Raw genomic sequence first — 19380 nt, forward strand, 5'->3', positions numbered from 1 at the left:
GGCCGTTCGCTCTGAGCCCTTCGACGGGCCTGTCCTGAGCCCTTCGACTTAGCTCAGGACAGGCCCGTCGAAGGGTTTGGGACTTACTGGCATAGGCTCTTAGCTCTTAGCCCTTCCACCCGCTCCGAGATTCGAAGCTTCTATGGCTCGGAACCCGAAGATCGAGCCATCATCCAGATCAGCATCTCCTCGCTAACATCGTCGGCTGCCGCTGATTCAGGTGATTGCTGAGTAACTAATGATTCCGCCTTCCGCAATTGCAGGAGGTGCTCGACGGCCTCGTTGATCGTCATTCGCTGTTCCTTGGCCAGCTTGGCCAAGGCGGCGTAGGTGCTTTTCTTGAGGCTCATCCGCTGCAAGTTCTCCGAGCACCGGCGCTGGTTCAGGGCGTTCTGCAGGCGTTTCCAGCCGGTGTCGTTCAAATGGCGTTCGATCCACGCGTTCAACTGGTGGTGATCCGAACAGAGATTGAGCTGTTCGGCTGCGACGCGATCATGAGTTACTAATATTTCCGGCGCCTTATCGGGTTCTGTGAGCATACGCCGCAAGTAACTCAGCGCCGCCGCGTATTTTTCCGGTTTGAGTCCGCGCATGGATAGCCCTCATTAGTTACTCATTTTTATGGAAACATTCCAACTGAAGCCGTGAGTTCAAATTTGTGAGTAACTCATGAGTATTAAGGCCAAGTTCGGATGAGAGGTCAATCCTCCGCTTAAACAGGGCCGGGAAAAAACGGCCTTCGTGGCTGTCGTATAAAGAATGGCGCAGCGGGCGCCAAAATCGGGCTAATCCGCCGTATCGTGCTGTGGAGAGCGACCGAATACGAGCACAGGGAGAACGACATCATGGACGGTTTCAGCGTGTTGCGAAATATTGGCGGAATGCTATTGACTGCCGGGCTGGCCATCTTGAGCGTGGGCGCGGATGCCGAAGCGGAGCGTCTACCCGCCTACGGCGTCGATCTTGAACAGACCTCGGTCTCGGGGATTTCCTCGGGCGCTTATCTGGCGGTGCAGTTCCATGTCGCCCATTCCGGTATCGTCCGCGGCGCCGGGGTCATCGCCGGCGGACCGTATTACTGCGCCGAGAACAACTCCGGCAGGGCAACACGGAACTGTATGAAACCCGATGAAACCCATCCTGTCCCCGATGCCGCGCATCTCAAGAATCTTACCGACCAGCTTGCGCAGTCCGGTGCCATCGACGATCCCGTTCAACTTCGGGCCGACCGGGTGTGGTTATTTTCCGGTACCGAAGATCGGGTCGTCGAACAGCCGGTGATGGACGCCTTGTTTCGTTATTACCGGTCTTATGTGGGCGATGACGGGATCGTCTACAAGAAAGACCTGGACGCAGGGCATGCCATGATTACGGAAACCGACGGAGCCGCCTGCTCCTATACGGGGCCTCCGTTCCTCAACGACTGCGACTACGATGCGGCAGGAGCTCTGCTGGCTCACAGCCATGGGCCGCTCGAACCGCCCGCCGCCGAGCCCGGCGGGCGTTTCGTCGCGTTCGATCAGAACGAATTTCTGCCCGACCGGAAGGCCCACGATCACAGCATGAGCGATTCGGGGATGGCGTATATTCCGGATTCGTGTAATACCAGGCGTTGCCGGGTGCATGTCGCCTTCCACGGCTGTTTGCAAAACGAGGATAAAGTCGGCGACGCCTTTTACCGGCAGGCGGGCTACAACCGCTGGGCCGACACCAACGATCTGATCGTCCTATATCCGCAGACGGAAGCGCGCTATGGCTGGGGATGGCCGTTCTGGACTTTGAATTTCGTATGGAATCCCAATGCCTGTTGGGACTGGTGGGGGTATGACAGCGCCGATTATCACACCAAGAACGGACCGCAGATCGAAGCGATCCGGGGCATGCTCGATAGACTGGCGGAAACGCGGCCGTGACGATGGGCGAGTGTATTATTAATCAGGCCCGTAAATACCCTCCTGGTATTTCGGGCCGCCGCCCAGGCCCGGTACACGCCCGGCCTGGGCTCACGCGGCTTGTCGCCGCGCCGGGGCATCCCTGCCCCGGATTAACCCGGCCTATATTTATAGGCCGGGTTAATAAATCTTCCAATCATCGGCTTTCTGAAGGGAGAACCCGACGATCAGTCCCAACCGACGACGTCGTAACCGCGTTCCTGCAAGCATCGGTTCACGAACGACTGATAAGCGGGATCCGGCCCCGAGCGGCCGAACATGGATCGAATCAGCCCTGCCGCCGCGCCGCTCGCGGCGCCGATAGCAGAGCCGGCGCCGGCCGACCCGACCACGGCCCCGCCGACCGCCCCGGTCGCCGCGCCCATGGCGGCGCCGCCTACCGTGTTTCTGGCGGCCCGGCCGGCGCCGGTTGCGCGAGAGTCTGCGCCGGCCGCTTCGGCCAAGGACTTGCACTCGGCGATATCCTGATCGGCGGCAACTTGTCCTACATTCTGAAGATGCTCGTTGGGGTAGAGTACCGGTCTCGCGGTGGCGCAGCCGCCCAAAGCCGTCACCAGCGCGAGAACGATCAATCCAGCGGCGGGTTTCATACGTTATCCTCCATAGTCGGGCATTCCTTGCGGACCCAATGCGCTTTCTCGCCGTCCGTCATCTTTAGAGGGAGACAGTATTGTCGGTGCTTAATTCCCTTTCATTAAGGTCCCGCAATCGCGTCTCGAGACCGAATGGGAGTGTTCATGATTGTCGGATGACTCTTCCCATCACTTGGCGGGCAACTACGAGCCCCTGAAAAGGTCTGAACACAATGTAAGCCCTTGAAACGAATGTTGAAAGGAGATGCCGGAACGGTTGACCGATGTCGGCGATGTCCGACGATCCATCGAATACCGAGGTGACAGGAGGTTGTTATGAATAGGCGATGGCTTGCAATAGGCTTGTGCTCATTGATGGTGGTGGGCTGTGCGACCGATCCGCACACTGGTGAGAAGCGTCCGTTGGGCAAAGTCGTGGGCGTGGACCGCTCGGGACGAGCGATACGGCTGGCGCTCGAGGATGCCGGTGTAGAGGTGCAACGTACCACGGAAAACACTCTCGACTTGGATGTCCCGTTCGCATTCGGGTCCGCCAGCCTGACGCCGCAGGTGCAAAGCACGCTGAAATCGGTGGCCTCGGTTCTGAACCAATACCCTGAATCAACCGTCACCGTCACCGGACATGCCGACGACATCGGCTCGGACAAGGGCAACCAACGGCTCTCCGAGCAACGTGCCGGCGCGGTAGCGGGTTACCTGACATCCAACGGAGTGAACGCCGCCCGCATTTCGCAAGAAGGCATGGGGGAGAGAATGCCGAAAACCGCGAGCACAGACGAGGCCGTCCGGGCGCAAAACCGGCGCGTGGAACTGACGATCGTAACCCATCGAGACGTTGGGAAGGAGACTTCAGCGCGTCCGCCTTCGGAAAGTCCGGCTGCGCCAAGGACTTATCCGCCGTCGGGAAGCGAATGAGTTATTCCTGCTGAACGGCTTGGCTTGTGGCTGAAGGGCGGTGAAGCCGGAGCGCGCGATCCGCCTCACCGCTCGTGTGAAGGCTCTCTGCGTACGACGGACGCTTTCACGCTTACGGTCAATTTCTGTCTGATAATCGGCCGTCCGGGTTCTTTTTTCTGGACAGCTTACTGTTCTTGTTTATAACGCCCGGAATGGATTTGGTCGGTCTCGGGAACTTCTTTTTCAAAACGTCTACGCCGCTTTGAGGTTTGGCCAAGGGAACAAGATCTTTTCGGTTGAGGCGTTCCTGAACGATGTCGGTCCCCATACGCCGGTCCCGCTCTTCGACCAAGCCGGGTAACGCCTCGCCGTCGCGATTGAACGACCATTCCAGGACAGGGCCGCCCAGAGGCATCCTGTCGCCGCGTTTTCCGAACGGCGCCGAGTTCCAGACATGCCAGGTCTTGCCGTAGCTGTTCATTTTTCCTCTCATGAGTTCTTTCTCGGCTGCGTCGGGTATCCCCGGCGCCGTGAGCTGGCCGGAAAGGATCTCGTAATTGTGGGGATGCCAGTATCTCTTTTCCTGCGCGGGCAGAGACTCGAACAGCGTTTCCGAGATGATGTACTCGATGCCGATCAGATTGGCGTCGGCGGTGTTGCCGTCGAACAGCACGCACTGGGCAAAGTCCTCGTTGACTTGCCGGCAATAATGATGCGCCTCCATCTGATGGGATGGGTCCCTCTTGGCGACGTGGAAACCCGATAGATAGATATCCATCGGACGCAGGGGCGATTGGGTTTGCAGCATGGCAGCCCCGGATTCGAGCGCTCGGGTTTTTGTGGTTTTTTCCCGTCCTTCGGGTTGCACGCCGGGGGGCTTTTTCTTCGTGCTTTCACAGCCGGATATCACGGCTGCGAGTCCGAGCGCTGCGAGTATACCAATAGCATTGCCCAATGCCGGTTTGGCCATATTGTCCCTCCCAAAGAATTCGCCGATAACCCCCATGGGATTGTTCCTTTTCCCTCCGGATGGCAACAATAAGTGAATATACCTAAGATTGATATTTAGCCAGCGGCTTTTCACTGTCTGATCAGCTATTCGTCTCCGTCGCATGCCTGACATGCGAATGCCAGCGTCAGATAGGAAAGAAGTACGTCCGCAAAAGCTCGTAACAGAAAATCTTGCCTGCGCCGCAATGGCTTAGCCGGCCAGGAGGGACCCGCCTTGGACAGGCGCTTGCGGCCCCATCCAAGTTCCTCGCCCTTTGTGCTAGGTGGCGACCCCCATAGAGACGGCATGGCACGCTCTCCTTTCGGCGAGTTTGAGGCGACTCTTTATTGCTTGTAATAACCGACTCCACATACCTGGTCGTCCACCTTGGTCACGTAGCTCACTTTCGGAATCGACTGGGTGCCAGGAGCGCGCGGCCACACATAGGTCACTTCCTTGATCTTGCCTTCCTCCGCGATCTTGAACATTTCCGTGCCGAAGGGTTTGCCGTTCTGATCCTTCATCTCCTTGAGGTTCGTGCCGACTTCCGTTGGGTGGGCGGTAATGCGGCCATCCGGGCCGGCGCAGAACGGATAGAGGTCGCGATCCCGAAAACCGGCCTCGGCTTGGTTGAACTTGGCCAGAGCATCGGCCTTGTCCTTCTTGAGCTCGGCGACAGCCCTCTCCAGCATGGCACGGGCTTCCGCGGCAGTGCCATATTCCGCGGCGAAGGCGGCGCTCGATGCGATCGAACCACTGAACAATGCTACGTATCCTAGGTGCTTGAGTTTCATAAGTCCTCTCCTTGAGTGGATAACGAAAAAGGCCTCTTGAGACTGATTGAAACGGCCGGTCACGTTTAGAGACCGATTGGTATGAGGGTTATCCCTGAGCGCATGCACCAGATCTTTGACCGGTTTACTCAAGAGGACGCACCGAGCCAAGCCGCCGAGATTGACCACCATCTCGTGAAACCAATCGATCCGAGGCTCTCACGCAAAGCGCGGGTAAAGCGGGCAGGACATTCCGTGCCCACCTTGCTCGGCTGGAACACGCGGGGTAGCGGCCACGGTATCCATCCGAACCTGTCTTGGGGGAACGGTCGTGGAGGATCCGCGGTGCGATCTGCCTACCAGGGCTCCGGAGAGTTCACGTCCCAGGCATCCCCATCGGCATCGCCGAAGGTGAGATACCAGTTGCCAATGCTGGAGACGAAAGACCGCTCAAACTGCTGCTCCCACTTGCAGGCCATAAACGGCTCCGGTGTGCGTGCCCGCAGGAAGCCGGTGCGCCTAAGCTGTCGGATGAACGGTGGGTAGGTGCACATGATCTCCGCACAATCCACTCCGCTTCGCTTGAAATCCTGGAGGCACTGGTTCAGCAATCCCTCGAACGCTTCCGGCTCCCGAGGATCCGCGAGTATGTCGAGGATTTGGCCGCGGAGACGGTCTCCCGTTTTCGCTCGCTTGATCACGGCGTACCCGCAGAGGGTATCCTGGCTATTGAACGCAGCATACCGCCGGTAGTTACTGAACGGACGCTCGACGAATTTCCAGTTGAGATACCGGTGGTCCCGGACGACCATCAGTCCGAAGGCGGGAGACACCCTAGAGAAAAACTCATCGAAGCGCTCGTCGAAATGCATCATGGGGATGATGGCTATCCGCCGCGGTATTCTGGCGCGAAGGGCGAGTTCCCCCACCCGAAGCGCACTCCGGGCCAGCAAAGAGAGTGTGGTGCGGGAAATGCGCCCGCCGACCCGTTGCCGGATGAAGGGTGCCGGATCGAGTATCTTGAAGTAGGGATAAAAGTCCGGGACGGGAAGCCATCCAGCCTTGAGGTAGAGGTGGCGATTGGGCTCGTTGAACCAGAGGGCACCGGCGAAATCGGTGGTCTGTTCGGCCACGCCACGAAGCAGGACCTTTCCGAGCCCCTTCCCTCGATACGCCTTTGCCAGCAGGTCGTCATGCGCCAGATATCCCGTCATCTGACGGCCTCTCAGAGAAAATCTGAGCGGCATGTGTCCGTGCATGCCGACGACCTGCCCGCCGTGAGTGAGGAGATAGTAGGGCGTACGCCCCTCCCGGAACGGATTCCTCTCGGTCAGCCATCGGAACAGGATCTGCCTCTTCTCGATGTGGTCTTCGTCGAAGCGTTCCCGCCACAGCCGGACAATGCTTTCCAGATGCATTTCCTGGGCGCCGCTGCCCAGATATGGTTTCACGGACAGATCCACGCTGGCGAAATCTTGACTAACGGCCATTTTGCTCTCCTTCCTGGATGAGAAATGGGAAATCCAATCGGCTTGGCCACCTATTCGGCCGATGATGCGCGCGAGGCCATGTGCTTCCATTAAGCGCGATAGGTCTGGACTGACATTTAGAGCTAACCTTCGGCTTCACTTGAAACGGCAGACGCCGGGAGCATGCGATTTATCCGCTCCTCGGTCTTCGTAGACGGCTAGGTCGAGAATGAAAGCGTCCTTGATCATCTGTCGCTCCCTGCCCAGAGCTCGGGCATCTAGTTGATCGCGGTCGTCTTCACCTGCTCCGAACGCCTCGGTCCACGGCTCGAAACGCCAGCCGAAGCGAAACGATGCCTTTTCTTATCGGGTTAGGCGTCACGATCTGGGCGGCGTCCTTTGCTTATCCATAGCGTCCTTTGGAACAAGTGTCGGCGGCCGGTCCCGCCGATCAGACCGACCCGTCAATCGAAGCGGGTGCTTGGTCGGAAAAGAACGAAGCCAGAACCCGAACGGCTAGCTGGGGCGGCGGTTCGGCCGGCCGGCTCGTCCTCCGGCGCGTGTCCCGTGGGAGCCCCATTAGACCGAATCTGATTCAGCCACAAAATAAGTACAAATCCTTGTCTCTCTGATAAGCCTTCGTAACAGACCAAGAAATCCGGCCGGAACCGGGTTCTGGCCGTGGAGCGAGGCTTATCGGTCGAACGTCTCCACGGTAATGCTGATTGCGGTAGTTGCGCCGAGCAACCAAATGGAATCCGTCATCTCGCCATGCTCACGAATCACCACGTCAATCGCGCTATCCAACTGCGCTTGGGTATCGCAGGCCCCGAGCGAGATGCCTTTCTCGAAATACCTGACGCCATGATGATCGGCCACGGGTTCGAGCCAGTAATAGCCGGGGCCTTCGAATTGCGCGTGCAATGGCGCCCTATAGCAGCCGGCGTCATACCAGATACCGCCGACCCTGGCTCCATCGGTTCTGACCGTAATGGTGTTCATGACATTTACTCCTTATGAATTGGTGGACCGCTTTTCTGAGTCCGATTGATTTTTGACAAGCGCTCTTACCGAACGTTGGGTGCTTTTTCCAAAGCCATTCGGGTGAGAGTACAGATAAGTATCCGATAGGCGCAGCTCCGATTCGGCTGGGTGAAATCCGATCACGCGGGCTGCCGGCTATCCCGCCCAAGGTTTGCTCTGGAAACATTCCGGCAATGGCCGTTCGTGAAGTTCAATTTTTTGAGTCCAATCCCCGGCGATCAGTGCAACCGTGGCCTTGAAACGAGTCTAAGGAGAACTTTTCAGTCCGCCGCCGCCTGGGGGAAGAACGGTACCCGTTGGGTGCGGCGGAAGTGGCTGGGATGCCCATGACGTTACTTAAGAGGAGACGGGGATCCCAGAATGACCACCATCAAAGACTTATCGGATGCCAAGCTTCTTCATAGCCTGGCAGCGTGCCGGGACTGCAGCGACGTCCAGCGGCTTCGAAACGAGCTGACGCGGACGATCCGTGAACTCCAGGCACAGGTGCGGGAATTGGAGGCCCAGAACCGCGAACTTCAGGAGGCCCAGCGGGCCCTTAAACGGTCCCGCAACCGCTATGCCGAGCTCTATGACGGGGCGCCGATCGGCTATGTGAGCCTGAACTCTGAGGGGGTGATCCGAGACATCAATATGGCCGGGGCGACAATGCTCGGCCGGAAGCGCACGCATCTGGTGGGCTCTCCCTTGCGCCGCTACGTGGCTCCCGAAGACCAATCCACACTTCTAACGCATCTCAAAGGCTGTCTGCAGCAGGACCAAGCCGTGGCGGAGCTGACCCTTCTAACATCAACGGGAGACCGCCTCGCCGTCCAGCTCGCCAGCCGGAAAACCTTCACCCATGACGCGGAGGAGGTCCGGTATTTGACGGCTCTCACCGACCTTACCGAGCGGATGCGCACAGATGCCTTGCAGCGCCAATGGGCGGCCATCGTGGAGTCTTCCGACGATGCCATACTCGGCAAGACCCTGGATGGAGTCATCACCGGCTGGAATGCCGGCGCGGAGCGGCTGTTCGGCTACGCCGCGGACGAAGCCATCGGCCGCCCCATCAGCTTCATCATTCCGCCCGAACGGCAGGCGGAAGATCTGGAGATTCTCATGAAAATCGGCCAGGGCCAGCGGGTTGATCACTATGAGACCGAGCGTCTCGGCAAGGACGGCCGAAGGATCGCCATCTCGCTCACCGTCTCGCCGCTGCAAGACGAACAGGGCCGAATCATGGGCGCGTCCACGATTGCCCGCGACATCACCGCGCGCAAAGCGGCCGAGCAGCAGCTCAAGGAGCGGGATGCCTTCGCCAAGAAGGTCCTGATGTCCTCTCTGAACGGCCTCTACATCTACGATGTGAAAGCCGGGCGGGATGTCTTCATCAATGCCCAGTGCACCGAGCTGACGGGCTATACCCTCGAGGACCTCCAGAGCCTGAGCGGGAAGGACTTTTTCAATCTGTTTCACCCTGACGACCAAGGCCGCATCATCGCCCATTTCAAGGCCTTGCTCGACACGGCCAATGGCGAAACACTGGAAATCGAGTACCGGATCAGAACCGCTGACGGCCGTTGGATCTGGTGCATTTCGCGAGATGGGGTGTTCGCCCGCGAGGCCGACGGATCGGTCCTGCAGATCATCGGCACCTTCCTGGACATCACCGAGCGCAAGCGAGCCGAAGAACTGCGCCTGGAATACGACCGCCGCAAGGATGAATTTCTGGCGATGCTGGGGCATGAGCTCCGCAATCCCTTGATGCCGATCCGGAATGCCGTCCACATCCAGCGCAAATTCGGCGCGTCGGAGCCCAGGTTGATCTGGGCCTGTGAGGTGATCGACCGTCAAGTCACCCAGTTGATCCGGCTGGTGGACGATCTCTTGGATGTGTCGCGGATCGTCCAAGGCAAGCTGGCACTGAAAAAAACGCTGGTGGAACTCGCCGCCGTGATCGCCCAAGCCGTCGAAACCGCGCGGCCCTTCGTCGAGGCGCGGCGCCACGCCCTCACCATTTTCATCCCGGAAGACCCGATTCAGGTGGAGGGGGACAGCGTGCGCCTGGTTCAGGTCGTGTCGAACCTGCTCAACAACGCAGCAAAGTACACCTCGGAAGGCGGTCGGATCTGGCTGAGCCTAACTCGGGAGAACGGCGAGGCGGTCGTTTCGGTTCGGGATACGGGCGAAGGCATACCCGGCAAGTTGTTACCTCACCTCTTTACGCCCTTCACCCAGGCCGAGCGCACCCTGGACCGCGCTCAAGGCGGGTTGGGGCTCGGTCTGACCATCGTCAAGCGCATCGTAGAACTGCACGGCGGGTGGGTCGAAGCCGAAAGCGGAGGCTCCGGCCGAGGGAGTGAATTCATCGTGCGACTGCCCCTTTACCCCGATGTTTAGAGAAAGACAGACGCATGGCACCGTTCCGTATTGAATCCGCAGTTTGAAACCTCAGGCAGAGGTTCGGTAATCCCGACTTTTCATGCCTGCCGATCAAGTGATGGAAAATCCGGCCGTAGCCCGACCATAGGTCTTGCAGCTCGGGCTTGCCTTCGAGCCGACACTCGTTATGGATTGGCGCGATCAGTCGATGGAAGCCACACCGTCGTGTAGCGCCAGGCATGCGCTGCAACCGCAGTCCTCGCCATCGCAGGGATCGGTACACTCCGCCGTGCACGTACAGGCGTGCGGCTGGGTCATGTACTTGGCTTGATACAAGCCGTTGGGCGGGTATCGCTTTTTCCCTTCGTCGGTCGGACCGTTCATGCCTCCTCCACAGTCTCCACAAAGGTCGATAACTTAGGCCCAGCGGGGTTTTCTGACTATCCGTAAGGTTCCATACCGAGAGTCGTTCGCTCGGCAACCGCCATGCCTTTGGTCTTGACTGTTATGGCAGTCATCACCTGCTCCGTTTGCTTAAACTCGGGAGAGATCGATACTGATGCAGCGTTCGACCCTAGAGCATTTTCCGATTCGGTGTCAGAGCGCCCGACACAGGTAGGTCGGCAATCCCTTGCCGACCTACCGGCGCCGGAAAGCGGGCTTGGCCGAGAGAGGGAGAACATTGAGAGCGTCCCCCGATGGGATCGGCCAAACTCGGTGAATGCAAGTTGGAGGCTTAGATCTGTTGCCGGATGGGTTTATGGCCTGCGGGAGCCGGTTTCAATCAACTCCTATTCCAGATCGCTTTCGATCAGAAATTCGTGTTTTGTAGGGTGGGTTAGGCGCCCATCAGCACTGACCGACCGACGGTCACTGCACTTCGCGTGCGCCGTAACCCACCGAGCGACTTCCAATCGGTGGGTTACGCGGAGCCTGTCCCGAGCCCTTCGACGATGCTCAGGACAGGCTTGTCGAAGGGCCTGTCCCGAGCGGAGACTAGGGGCTAACCCACCATCGATGGGTTTCGCTTCGCTCTACCCATCCTACGATGAATATTCACTCGAATGCCGAATGGAATTACATGCGAACGGAAACCGCTCTAATTCCGGTGCGGCTTCACCCGTGTTTGAATAAGCTGGGGTGCTGCCTATGGTGGGTTGTGAACCGGTGGATCTCCGCTAAGCTGAAGATTAACCTCGATGTCAGTCCAGACCTGCGGGGATACCCGGCTCCGGCCGGGTTTTTTTATGGATTTCGGAGATGAATCGTCCCATGAATCAAAGCAAACGGGGATGGAACCGGGGCAACATCCTTGTGCGCCCGGCTGGCTTTAGAACTGTGCCGAAGTCAGCCCGAGCCGTCCGATTTTTGGGCCGCCTGCAGCTATGGAATCGTCTTCGGTCCCCGGGTTGCGGCGGCCGCCTGCCAATCCTCGCGATGGATGGTTGCCGACAACCAGCGGTGGACCAGTCCGGCGAGAACGGCTCCGATCAGGGGGGCGACCCAAAAGAGCCAGAGCTGGACTAGCGCCCAATCGCCCACGAACAACGCGGGGCCGGTGCTTCGGGCCGGATTCACCGAAGTGTTGGTCACCGGAATGCTCACCAGGTGAATCAGGGTGAGGCCCAAGCCGATGGCCAGCGGCGCGAACCCTTGAGGAGCGCGCGAGTCGGTGACGCCCAGTATGATCATGAGGAACATGAAGGTCATCACGACTTCCGTTAAAAAGCCCGCGCCCATGGAATATTCTCCGGGCGAATGTTCGCCGTAACCGTTGGCGGCGAATCCCGCGGCGACATCGAATCCGGCCTTTCCGCTCGCGATCAGATACAACACGCCGGCGCCGAGGATCGCGCCGAAAACCTGAGATGCAATGTACGGTGCTAGGTCGGACCCCGGTATGCGGCCTCCGGCCCAAAGACCGACGGAAACCGCCGGATTGAAATGGCCGCCGGAAATATGGCCCACGGCATAGGCCATGGTCAGCACGGTCAAACCGAATGCCAGGGATACGCCGAGCAATCCGATTCCGACATTCGGGAAGGCGGCGGCAAGAACGGCGCTGCCGCAGCCGCCGAAAACCAGCCAGAACGTTCCGATAAACTCCGCTGTACAACGTCGATAAATCGACCACATGATCAGTCCCTCCAAGGTTTTTTTTCAAAACGAGCCGATTTCCGTTCCCGCCTCGAAAGCGGGGCGAGCGGTTACCTTTTTAGATCGCGGTTCGACCGCTAACTCACAGCATCCGACGAAAAATTTTCAGCGTCAATGTGATACCGTAGTTCCGGACAAAAAGTTCACCACGGCTATCAAGGGACGGTGGAATGGATCGACAGGAACCGGATCACGGCATTACACATTTGTTCGTGGGCAAGGACCCGTTCTTTCGCCTGCAACGGGCGATCGGGCTGGCACCGTCCCGTGATTTGGGCGTAAAGCGGCGCGCCTTGTTCTTCGCGCTGTTGTGCTGGGTGCCCATCGTCGTCCCGGCCTCGCTCGCCGGTCGGGCATTCGGCGGCGAAATCTCGGAACCCTTGCTCCTTCACTTCGCCATTCATTCTCGTTGCCTGATCGCGATACCGCTCTTCATCATCGGCGAGAGCGCCCTTTTGCGCCTCGAATCGCTGATTCGCCATTTTGTCGTCTCGGGGCTGGTCGGCGAATCTTCGATGCCGAAGTTCCGCGCGGCTTTGAATACCACCGACCGCTTGCTGAATTCCTGGTGGATTTTCGCGATCCTCGTCAGCCTCGTGACAGCGAACGTGATTTTTGCCGTGCAGCAGTTCGAGCGGCTGCACGAGGCATCCTGGGCCATCGACCGGGATACCGACCCGGTCGGGCTCATCTTCGCGGGGTGGTGGTATCTCCTCGTGCTGCGCCCGATTTTCAGCTTCCTGATAGGGTTGTGGGTATGGCGCGTCGTGGTATTCGGGATTCTGTTGCTACGCGTTTCCAAGCTGGACCTCGAACTCGTTCCGGTTCATCCGGACCGGGCCGGCGGCCTGGGTTTTCTCGGCATGGCCCCGCAGGTGTTTATTCCGTTCATATTGGGCGTATCCATGGTGCTGGCCTCGCACTTCGCGCACAGCGTTCTTTACCACGGTGCGCGCGTCGAGTCCTTGAGGATGCCCATGGCGCTTTATGTGATGCTCGCACTGTCTCTGTGTTTAGGCCCGCTGCTGGTGCTCATCGGCAAGTTGAAACGCCTGCGGCGCAAGGCCCTGCTCGATTACGGCGCCTTGGCGGGACAGCACGGGAGACTGGTCGACCGCCGCTGGATCCGAGGAGAAACGGTTCGCGACGACGCTCTGCTCAATGCTCCGGAACTCGGTCCCGTGGCGGACGTGCGTTCCATGCACGAAGCCGTGAGTGCCGTTCGCATGGTGCCCATCGGCCGGCAAACCGTCATCACTCTGTTTGCGGCGGCGGCCTTGCCGATGGTGCCGGTGCTGGCCATCGAAATTCCCGTTATCGATCTCTTGAAAATGTTGGCGGGATATTTGTTTTGAGCCGGTCAAGGCGCGGTCGGGGCTGGTTGCTGGCGCCCCTGCTGATAACCCTGGCGGTAGGCACGCTCCTCGGCCTGTTTGTGCTGGTCGTACAGATAGCTGCCCACCAGTCCTGTGCCCGCGCCGATCGCCGCGCCCAGGCCCGCATTCCCGGCAATGGCGCCGATTGCCGCGCCTGCCGCCGCGGAACCGGTAGTGCCGCTCAACATCCGCTGCTCGCTGGGAGACATGCCGGCGCACCCCGATAACAAGGCTGCGCCCAAAAGACTCAAGAAAATTCGCGATTTCATCGCGGCCCTCGCTTGTCTGTGGATCAATCGGTCATGCCGGATCGAGCCGTTTTTTTACACGGCCATTTTTGGGTCATGAATCGGAACATCACATCCACCGGGCGCTCGTTGTTGTATTCCGGGTGAGCTTGCGCCCAGGAGACGAATTCCGCGATCGCCTGCTGCCGGGTCGGCTTCGGATCGGGAGGGCACACCAAGGGTTGGCTGTCGGGCCCGGAGTGCATGGACTCGTGATAGTGGTAGGCGCCAACCAGATAACCGGTACAAAAGTGCACGGCGGCAACGTTCAGCGGATCGTCCCGGGGCGTGGTGCAAAGGTCGATCAGATCCTGGACGTTACGGACCAGGAAGTCCTCTTCCTCGGTGGCGGCCGAGGCATTCTGCAACTGGATCAGGGTTGCCAACAGCACCATTCCGGTGCTCACCAATCGCTTGAATCGCATGGATAAACCTCCTTGAAGCCATGTCTCGCCGGATATCGATCTCGGCCGGTATTCCGCTTCGAATCCGCCGGCCGCTGCGCATTCCTTCATCCGTAAACATTTCGACTTTTGTGGCGCCGGTGGAGTTCGAATAGCCTCGGCCCGACATGCGGAATTCCGAAGGCGAAAGCCGCGCCCAAACGAAATCGAAATCCCGTTCCGCCAAATCTCCCCGAATATTTGTAAATACCGCGACGGACGCTTGACTCTGGACTTGGGTCCAGGGTTTACGCTATCGACGCATGCACTGAGAAGAGGAGGGTGCTCCATGCTCACCATCGGGAAAGCTGCGGCTCAGGCCGGGATCAGCATCGATACGGTTCGCTTTTACGAGCGCGCCGGCCTTTTGAAAAAAACGACGCGCACGGCGGCCGGCTACCGGCTTTACCAGCCCGACGACGTGGATCGGCTGCGCTTTATCCGCCGGGCCAAGGCGCTCGGGTTTTCGCTGGAAGAAATCGCCGAACTGCTGGCGCTAAACGACGGCGTCGGCGAGCGCAGCGCGGTTCGGGCGATTGCCGAGCGCCGTCTCGCGGAACTGGAGCAAAAGATCGCCGAACTCGACCGGGTCCGCCGGACCCTGGCCGAACTCGTCCATGCCTGTGACGGCGCCGGTCCGGTATGCGGATGCCCGATCATCGAAGCGGTCCTCGGGGACAATACCCTCGAATCAAAGCGCGACAATGCCACGACATCAACATCATAAGGAGCGACTCATGAGCCATGATATTCATCACATACCCCTTCACGGCGGTGCCAGTTTTTCCACGGCGCACGCTCACCATCATGGAGCCAGCCGCTCTTCGCCGACGCATTTGGCGACTCACGCGACCGTTCATTGCCTGAGCGGTTGCGCCATCGGCGAATTCGTCGGGCTGGCCATCGGGGTGAGCTTGGGGTTAAATCCGTGGACCACCATGATGCTCGCCACGGTTCTGGGTTTCGTCAGCGGCTACACCTTGGGCTTATGGCCCTTGGTCCGTCAAGGCTTCGGCTGGGTTCGGGCGTTCCGCACGATCTGGATCGGCGAAACCGTGTCCATCGCGGTCATGGAGCTGGCGATGAATCTGACCGATTATCATCTAGGCGGCGTGCAAGCGGCCTCGATGCTCTCGTTCCGGTTCTGGCTGGGATATCTGGCGGCGTTGCCGGCCGGGTTCATCGCCGCATGGCCGGTGAACTACTGGCTTTTGGGCCGCAATCTCAAGCAGCGGTGTCATTAGTACTAATACAAGCTCAACCAAACTAGGGGAACAAACATGGTCACTCCTGACGAGGCAAAACACCGGGCGGCCACGGCCTATAACGCCGCCGCCGACCTATTCGATGCGCCGGAACTGGGATTTTGGGATTACCATGGACGGCGAACGATCGACCGGCTGGGTTTGCGGCCGGGAGCACGGGTGCTCGACCTCTGCTCCGGCAGCGGCGCCTCGGCCCTGCCGGCTGCCGAGCGGGTGGGGCCGGACGGCTTCGTTCTGGGCATCGACTTGGCCGAAAGGCTGTTGACGCTCGCCAGGGCCAAGTCCGCCAAGCGTGGACTAACCAATATTGAATTTCGGACTGGCGACATGCTCGACCTCGGTTTGCCGGCCGCCAGCTTCGACGCGGTGGTGTGCGTGTTCGGCATCTTTTTCGTGCCGGACATGGCGCAGGCGGTGCGCGAGTTGTGGCGCCTGGTTCGTCCGGGCGGCAAATTGGCGATAACCACCTGGGGACGGGACTTTTTCGAGCCGGCCGATAGTCTATTCTGGGATACCGTGCGCTCTGTCCGGCCGGATCTCTACAAGGGATTCAATCCCTGGGACCGGATCGACGATTCCATCGGGCTGCGCGCCATGCTCGCCGAAGGCGGTATCCGCGAAGCCGAGATACATGCCGAAAACTACTCTCATCCGCTAAAGTCGCCCGACGATTGGTGGACCATCGCGCGCGGATGCGGCTACCGGGGCACGATCGATCTGCTCTCGCTCGAAGAGCAGGCGTTGATCAGGGAAAGCAATCTGGGCCTACTTCGCGAGGGCAAAGTCTCCGGTATCGAAGCGAGTGCCTTGTATGCCATCGCCGTCAAGCAGTGTTAGAGATAGGCCGAAAACATGGTTCCGATTCCGTTTTCCGATATAGGGTGGGAGGCGCGCACTGCCACGAACCATGCCGTATCCGCCGGAGATGCCGAAGAAACTTTGCTGGTTACGTACGATGCGTGCCTAACCTGCTCTACATTGAAAGCTTTTTCGAGTTGAACGCGATGCTGTTGGCGGCCAAATCCCGAAGCGTTGAAATTCCCGAGAACACTTAGAGGCGAAAATCCGTGCAAACCGTAAATGCCATTATCCGGCAATGCCGAATCGCGGCCTTCTGGTTCGCGGTTCTGTCGGCGCCGCCGGTCCAGGCCGGAAGCTATGAGCTGGTCATAGACAAGAAAGCGGTGAATCTGACCGGACGGGAACGGACCGCCATCGCGGCCAACGGCTCATTGCCGGCGCCCACGCTGCGCTGGCGGGAAGGCGAGGAAGTCGCCTTGCGCGTGACCAACCGATTGGACGAGCCGACTTCTATCCACTGGCACGGCATCGTGCTGCCTTACGACATGGACGGCGTGCCCGGCATCAGCTTTCCCGGGATTCCGCCCGGCGAAACCTTTAGCTACCGCTTCAGGCTGAGCCAGAGCGGGACCTACTGGTATCACGGCCATTCGGCGATGCAGGAGCAACTTGGGTTGATGGGCGCGATCGTCATAGAGCCCGCGAAGGGCGAAGCTCACGCTTACGACCGCGAGTATACGGTGATGCTGTCCGACTGGTCCGACGAGAACCCGCACCGCGTGCTTTCGAAGCTGAAGAAGCAGAGCGACTACTACAACTTCCAGAAGCGCACCGTGTTCGATTTCTTCCGGGATCTGTCCGGCAAGGGCGTCAAGGAAACCATGGCCGACCGGCTGGCCTGGGGCGAGATGCGGATGGACCCTACCGACATCGCCGACGTCACCGGCTATACCTACACCTTCCTCGTCAACGGCCAAGGTCCCGAAGCCAACTGGACGGCTCTGTTCAAGCCGGGCGAGCGCATCCGGCTCCGTTTCGTCAACGCCGCGGCGATGACCCATTTCGACGTGAGCATACCGGGGCTCAAAATGCAGATCATTCAGGCGGACGGGCAAAACGTCGAGCCGGTCGAGGTGGACGAGTTTTGTATCGCCGTCGCGGAGACCTACGACGTGCTGGTCGAGCCCCGCGAACCCCAGGCCTACACGATCTTCGCGGAAGCCATGGACCGCAGCGGTTATGCGAGAGCGACCCTGGCTCCCCGGCGCGGCATGAGGGCGGAGGTTCCGGCGCTACGGCCACGACCCTTGGTGACTTTGGCCGAGATGGCGGCGGCCCACGGCATGGAGCACGGTTCTGCGGCCGGCGGGCCGCACGCGGCCATGAAGCATACGCCGGAAAAGGAACATCGGACGAACGGGCATGAAGGTCACGATATGGCGGGCATGGATCATGCCGCGATGCCGGAGATGAATCACGCCATGTCTTCACACGCCGGTCACGAAGGCCATGCCATGGCGGAGCATGTCGAAGAACGCGCCGGCACGGGCCATCGGGTGCTATCGTATGCCGATCTCAAGAGCGCGGAGAAGCATGCGGACTGGCGCGAGCCCGACCGGGAAATCATTCTGCGCCTCACCGGTACCATGAACCGCTACATTTGGTCCATCAACGGCCAGAAGTACTCCGAGGCCGAGCCGATTCGCCTCAAGTACGGCGAACGGGTGCGCTTTACCTACATTAACGAGACCATGATGAACCACCCTCTGCATCTGCACGGCATGTGGCAGGACCTGGATAACGGCAAGGGGCCGTTCAATCCGCGCAAACACGTCGTAAACGTCAAGCCGGGCGAGACCGTGCACGTCGACGTGCCGGTCGACGCGCCGGGCGAGTGGGCGTTTCATTGCCATCTGGTCTATCACATGGAAACCGGGATGTTCCGAAAGATCATCGTGGAGCCTCCCGATACAGCGGCGAAAAAGGGAGCTTGAGAAGGTGATTCCGAGTCTCGAACACCACCGTGTCCGGCGTTCCGTTCCGGTTTGTGCCGCGGCCATTTTGATGATGTTCGGGAGCGGCCGTGCGACCGCTCAGATGGACGATGCGATCTACAACTATCTTAGGTTCGAACGGTTCGAGTACGAGGGGAACGGGGACATTCACCTCTTCAAATGGGACATCGAAGGCTGGACCGGCAGCGACTACAACAAACTGTGGGTGAAAAGCGAGGGCGATTACGTCTTCGAACAGGACATTTTCGGGCGGGCCGACCTTCAGTTGCTCTACAGCCGCAACATCGCCACCTTCTGGGACGCCCAGATCGGCGTCCGCCGCGCGTTCGAGCCGGAACGCACCTTCGACGGCGTCATCGGCATCCAGGGGCTCGCGCCTTATTTTTTCGAGACCGAGGCGGCGATGTTCATCAGCGAGAACGGCAATGTGCTCGGCCGCTTCAAGCTGGCCTACGAGCTTTTACTAACCCAACGCCTCATCGCCCAGCCGCGCATCGAAATCAACGTGTCCGCGGACGACATCGAGAACCGCGGCGTAAAGGCCGGCATCACCGAATTCGAAGCGGGACTCAGGCTGCGCTACGAAATCGTGCGGGAATTCGCGCCTTATATCGGCTTCGATTACGTCGAGGAGCAGTCGCTTAGAGAGCACAAGCACAGCGTAAGGGCGGTGGCGGGTATAAGGGCCTGGTTTTAGAGCGTTAGTTTGGCGGTGATGATCGGGAAATTCGTAGGTCGGCAATCCCTTCCCAATCGCAAACGGTCGCTTTAGTCGCGACCCTTCCGACAAAGCCCCTTGCCAACCCAGCGCGTCGGCAAGGGTTTGCCGACCTACCGTATTCTGGGGCGCTAAATCAAACCGGAAAATGCTCTAGCTCCGCGATTTCCACAAAAGCTGTGGAGCGGTTTGTGGATAATGTTGTGAAATATCAGGAATACGCATGTTATATCCG

General features: G+C 59.4%; 19 protein-coding genes. 9 read left to right on the top strand and 10 right to left on the bottom strand.

The window, feature by feature from the left end:
- Positions 1–140: 140 nt before the first annotated feature.
- Positions 141–593, bottom strand: coding sequence for a hypothetical protein (locus tag B2A78_RS14975; protein ID WP_077730816.1), 453 nt, complete (start codon positions 591–593; stop codon positions 141–143).
- Between the two features lie 252 nt (positions 594–845).
- Between B2A78_RS14975 and B2A78_RS14980 the strand changes: the two genes are divergently transcribed.
- Complete coding sequence (locus tag B2A78_RS14980) at positions 846–1913, top strand: polyhydroxybutyrate depolymerase (protein WP_077730817.1); 1068 nt, start codon at positions 846–848, stop codon at positions 1911–1913.
- Between the two features lie 206 nt (positions 1914–2119).
- On the opposite strand, the gene B2A78_RS14985 is transcribed toward B2A78_RS14980, so the two are convergent.
- On the bottom strand, positions 2120–2542 hold the full coding sequence (locus tag B2A78_RS14985) for a glycine zipper family protein (protein WP_077730818.1): 423 nt from the start codon (positions 2540–2542) through the stop codon (positions 2120–2122).
- Positions 2543–2860: 318 nt separating this feature from the next.
- Between B2A78_RS14985 and B2A78_RS14990 the strand changes: the two genes are divergently transcribed.
- Positions 2861–3460: an OmpA family protein gene (locus tag B2A78_RS14990; RefSeq protein WP_077730819.1), complete on the top strand. Its 600-nt coding sequence runs from the start codon at positions 2861–2863 to the stop codon at positions 3458–3460.
- A 118-nt stretch (positions 3461–3578) separates the two neighbouring features.
- On the opposite strand, the gene B2A78_RS14995 is transcribed toward B2A78_RS14990, so the two are convergent.
- The 4 genes from B2A78_RS14995 to B2A78_RS15010 form a co-directional block, all read right to left on the bottom strand.
- The gene (locus B2A78_RS14995) at positions 3579–4412 is read right to left on the bottom strand and encodes an OBAP family protein (protein ID WP_077730893.1); all 834 of its coding nucleotides are present in this window, start codon (positions 4410–4412) and stop codon (positions 3579–3581) included.
- 365 nt (positions 4413–4777) lie between these two features.
- The gene (locus tag B2A78_RS15000) at positions 4778–5227 is read right to left on the bottom strand and encodes a cache domain-containing protein (protein ID WP_077730820.1); all 450 of its coding nucleotides are present in this window, start codon (positions 5225–5227) and stop codon (positions 4778–4780) included.
- A 335-nt stretch (positions 5228–5562) separates the two neighbouring features.
- Positions 5563–6696: a GNAT family N-acetyltransferase gene (locus tag B2A78_RS15005; protein ID WP_077730821.1), complete on the bottom strand. Its 1134-nt coding sequence runs from the start codon at positions 6694–6696 to the stop codon at positions 5563–5565.
- 672 nt (positions 6697–7368) lie between these two features.
- Positions 7369–7677, bottom strand: a complete 309-nt coding sequence (locus tag B2A78_RS15010; RefSeq protein WP_077730822.1) for a hypothetical protein — start codon at positions 7675–7677, stop codon at positions 7369–7371.
- A 402-nt stretch (positions 7678–8079) separates the two neighbouring features.
- Here B2A78_RS15010 and B2A78_RS15015 point away from each other — a divergent pair, with 402 nt between their 5' ends.
- A complete protein-coding gene (locus tag B2A78_RS15015; RefSeq protein WP_077730823.1) occupies positions 8080–10101 on the top strand; it encodes a PAS domain-containing sensor histidine kinase in 2022 nt (673 codons plus the stop codon).
- A gap of 183 nt (positions 10102–10284) precedes the next feature.
- Here B2A78_RS15015 and B2A78_RS15020 read toward each other — a convergent pair whose 3' ends face one another.
- Together B2A78_RS15020 and aqpZ are read right to left on the bottom strand one after the other, a co-directional pair.
- Complete coding sequence (locus tag B2A78_RS15020; RefSeq protein WP_077730824.1) at positions 10285–10467, bottom strand: hypothetical protein; 183 nt, start codon at positions 10465–10467, stop codon at positions 10285–10287.
- A 999-nt stretch (positions 10468–11466) separates the two neighbouring features.
- Positions 11467–12219 carry an aquaporin Z gene (aqpZ, locus tag B2A78_RS15025; RefSeq protein ID WP_077730894.1) on the bottom strand — a complete coding sequence of 251 codons (753 nt, stop codon included), beginning with the start codon at positions 12217–12219 and terminating at the stop codon, positions 11467–11469.
- 191 nt (positions 12220–12410) lie between these two features.
- On the opposite strand from aqpZ, the gene B2A78_RS15030 reads away from it, so the two are divergent.
- Complete coding sequence (locus B2A78_RS15030; protein WP_077730825.1) at positions 12411–13595, top strand: hypothetical protein; 1185 nt, start codon at positions 12411–12413, stop codon at positions 13593–13595.
- 5 nt (positions 13596–13600) lie between these two features.
- Here B2A78_RS15030 and B2A78_RS15035 read toward each other — a convergent pair whose 3' ends face one another.
- On the bottom strand, positions 13601–13885 hold the full coding sequence (locus B2A78_RS15035) for a glycine zipper family protein (RefSeq protein WP_077730826.1): 285 nt from the start codon (positions 13883–13885) through the stop codon (positions 13601–13603).
- Between the two features lie 23 nt (positions 13886–13908).
- Positions 13909–14328 (bottom strand): Rap1a/Tai family immunity protein, encoded by a 420-nt coding sequence (locus B2A78_RS15040; RefSeq protein WP_077730895.1) that lies wholly within the window; start codon positions 14326–14328, stop codon positions 13909–13911.
- Between the two features lie 307 nt (positions 14329–14635).
- Here B2A78_RS15040 and B2A78_RS15045 point away from each other — a divergent pair, with 307 nt between their 5' ends.
- From B2A78_RS15045 to B2A78_RS15070, 5 genes are all read left to right on the top strand, one after another.
- On the top strand, positions 14636–15073 hold the full coding sequence (locus tag B2A78_RS15045; protein WP_077730827.1) for a MerR family DNA-binding protein: 438 nt from the start codon (positions 14636–14638) through the stop codon (positions 15071–15073).
- Between the two features lie 10 nt (positions 15074–15083).
- Complete coding sequence (locus tag B2A78_RS15050) at positions 15084–15590, top strand: DUF4396 domain-containing protein (protein ID WP_168175442.1); 507 nt, start codon at positions 15084–15086, stop codon at positions 15588–15590.
- A 36-nt stretch (positions 15591–15626) separates the two neighbouring features.
- Complete coding sequence (locus B2A78_RS15055) at positions 15627–16448, top strand: methyltransferase domain-containing protein (RefSeq protein ID WP_077730828.1); 822 nt, start codon at positions 15627–15629, stop codon at positions 16446–16448.
- 230 nt (positions 16449–16678) lie between these two features.
- Positions 16679–18406, top strand: coding sequence for a copper resistance system multicopper oxidase (locus B2A78_RS15065; RefSeq protein ID WP_205780791.1), 1728 nt, complete (start codon positions 16679–16681; stop codon positions 18404–18406).
- Between the two features lie 4 nt (positions 18407–18410).
- The gene (locus tag B2A78_RS15070; protein ID WP_240502545.1) at positions 18411–19124 is read left to right on the top strand and encodes a copper resistance protein B; all 714 of its coding nucleotides are present in this window, start codon (positions 18411–18413) and stop codon (positions 19122–19124) included.
- Positions 19125–19380 lie beyond the last annotated feature (256 nt).

The organism is Methylocaldum sp. 14B, assembly GCF_002005105.1.
In the GTDB taxonomy this organism is placed as follows: domain Bacteria; phylum Pseudomonadota; class Gammaproteobacteria; order Methylococcales; family Methylococcaceae; genus Methylocaldum.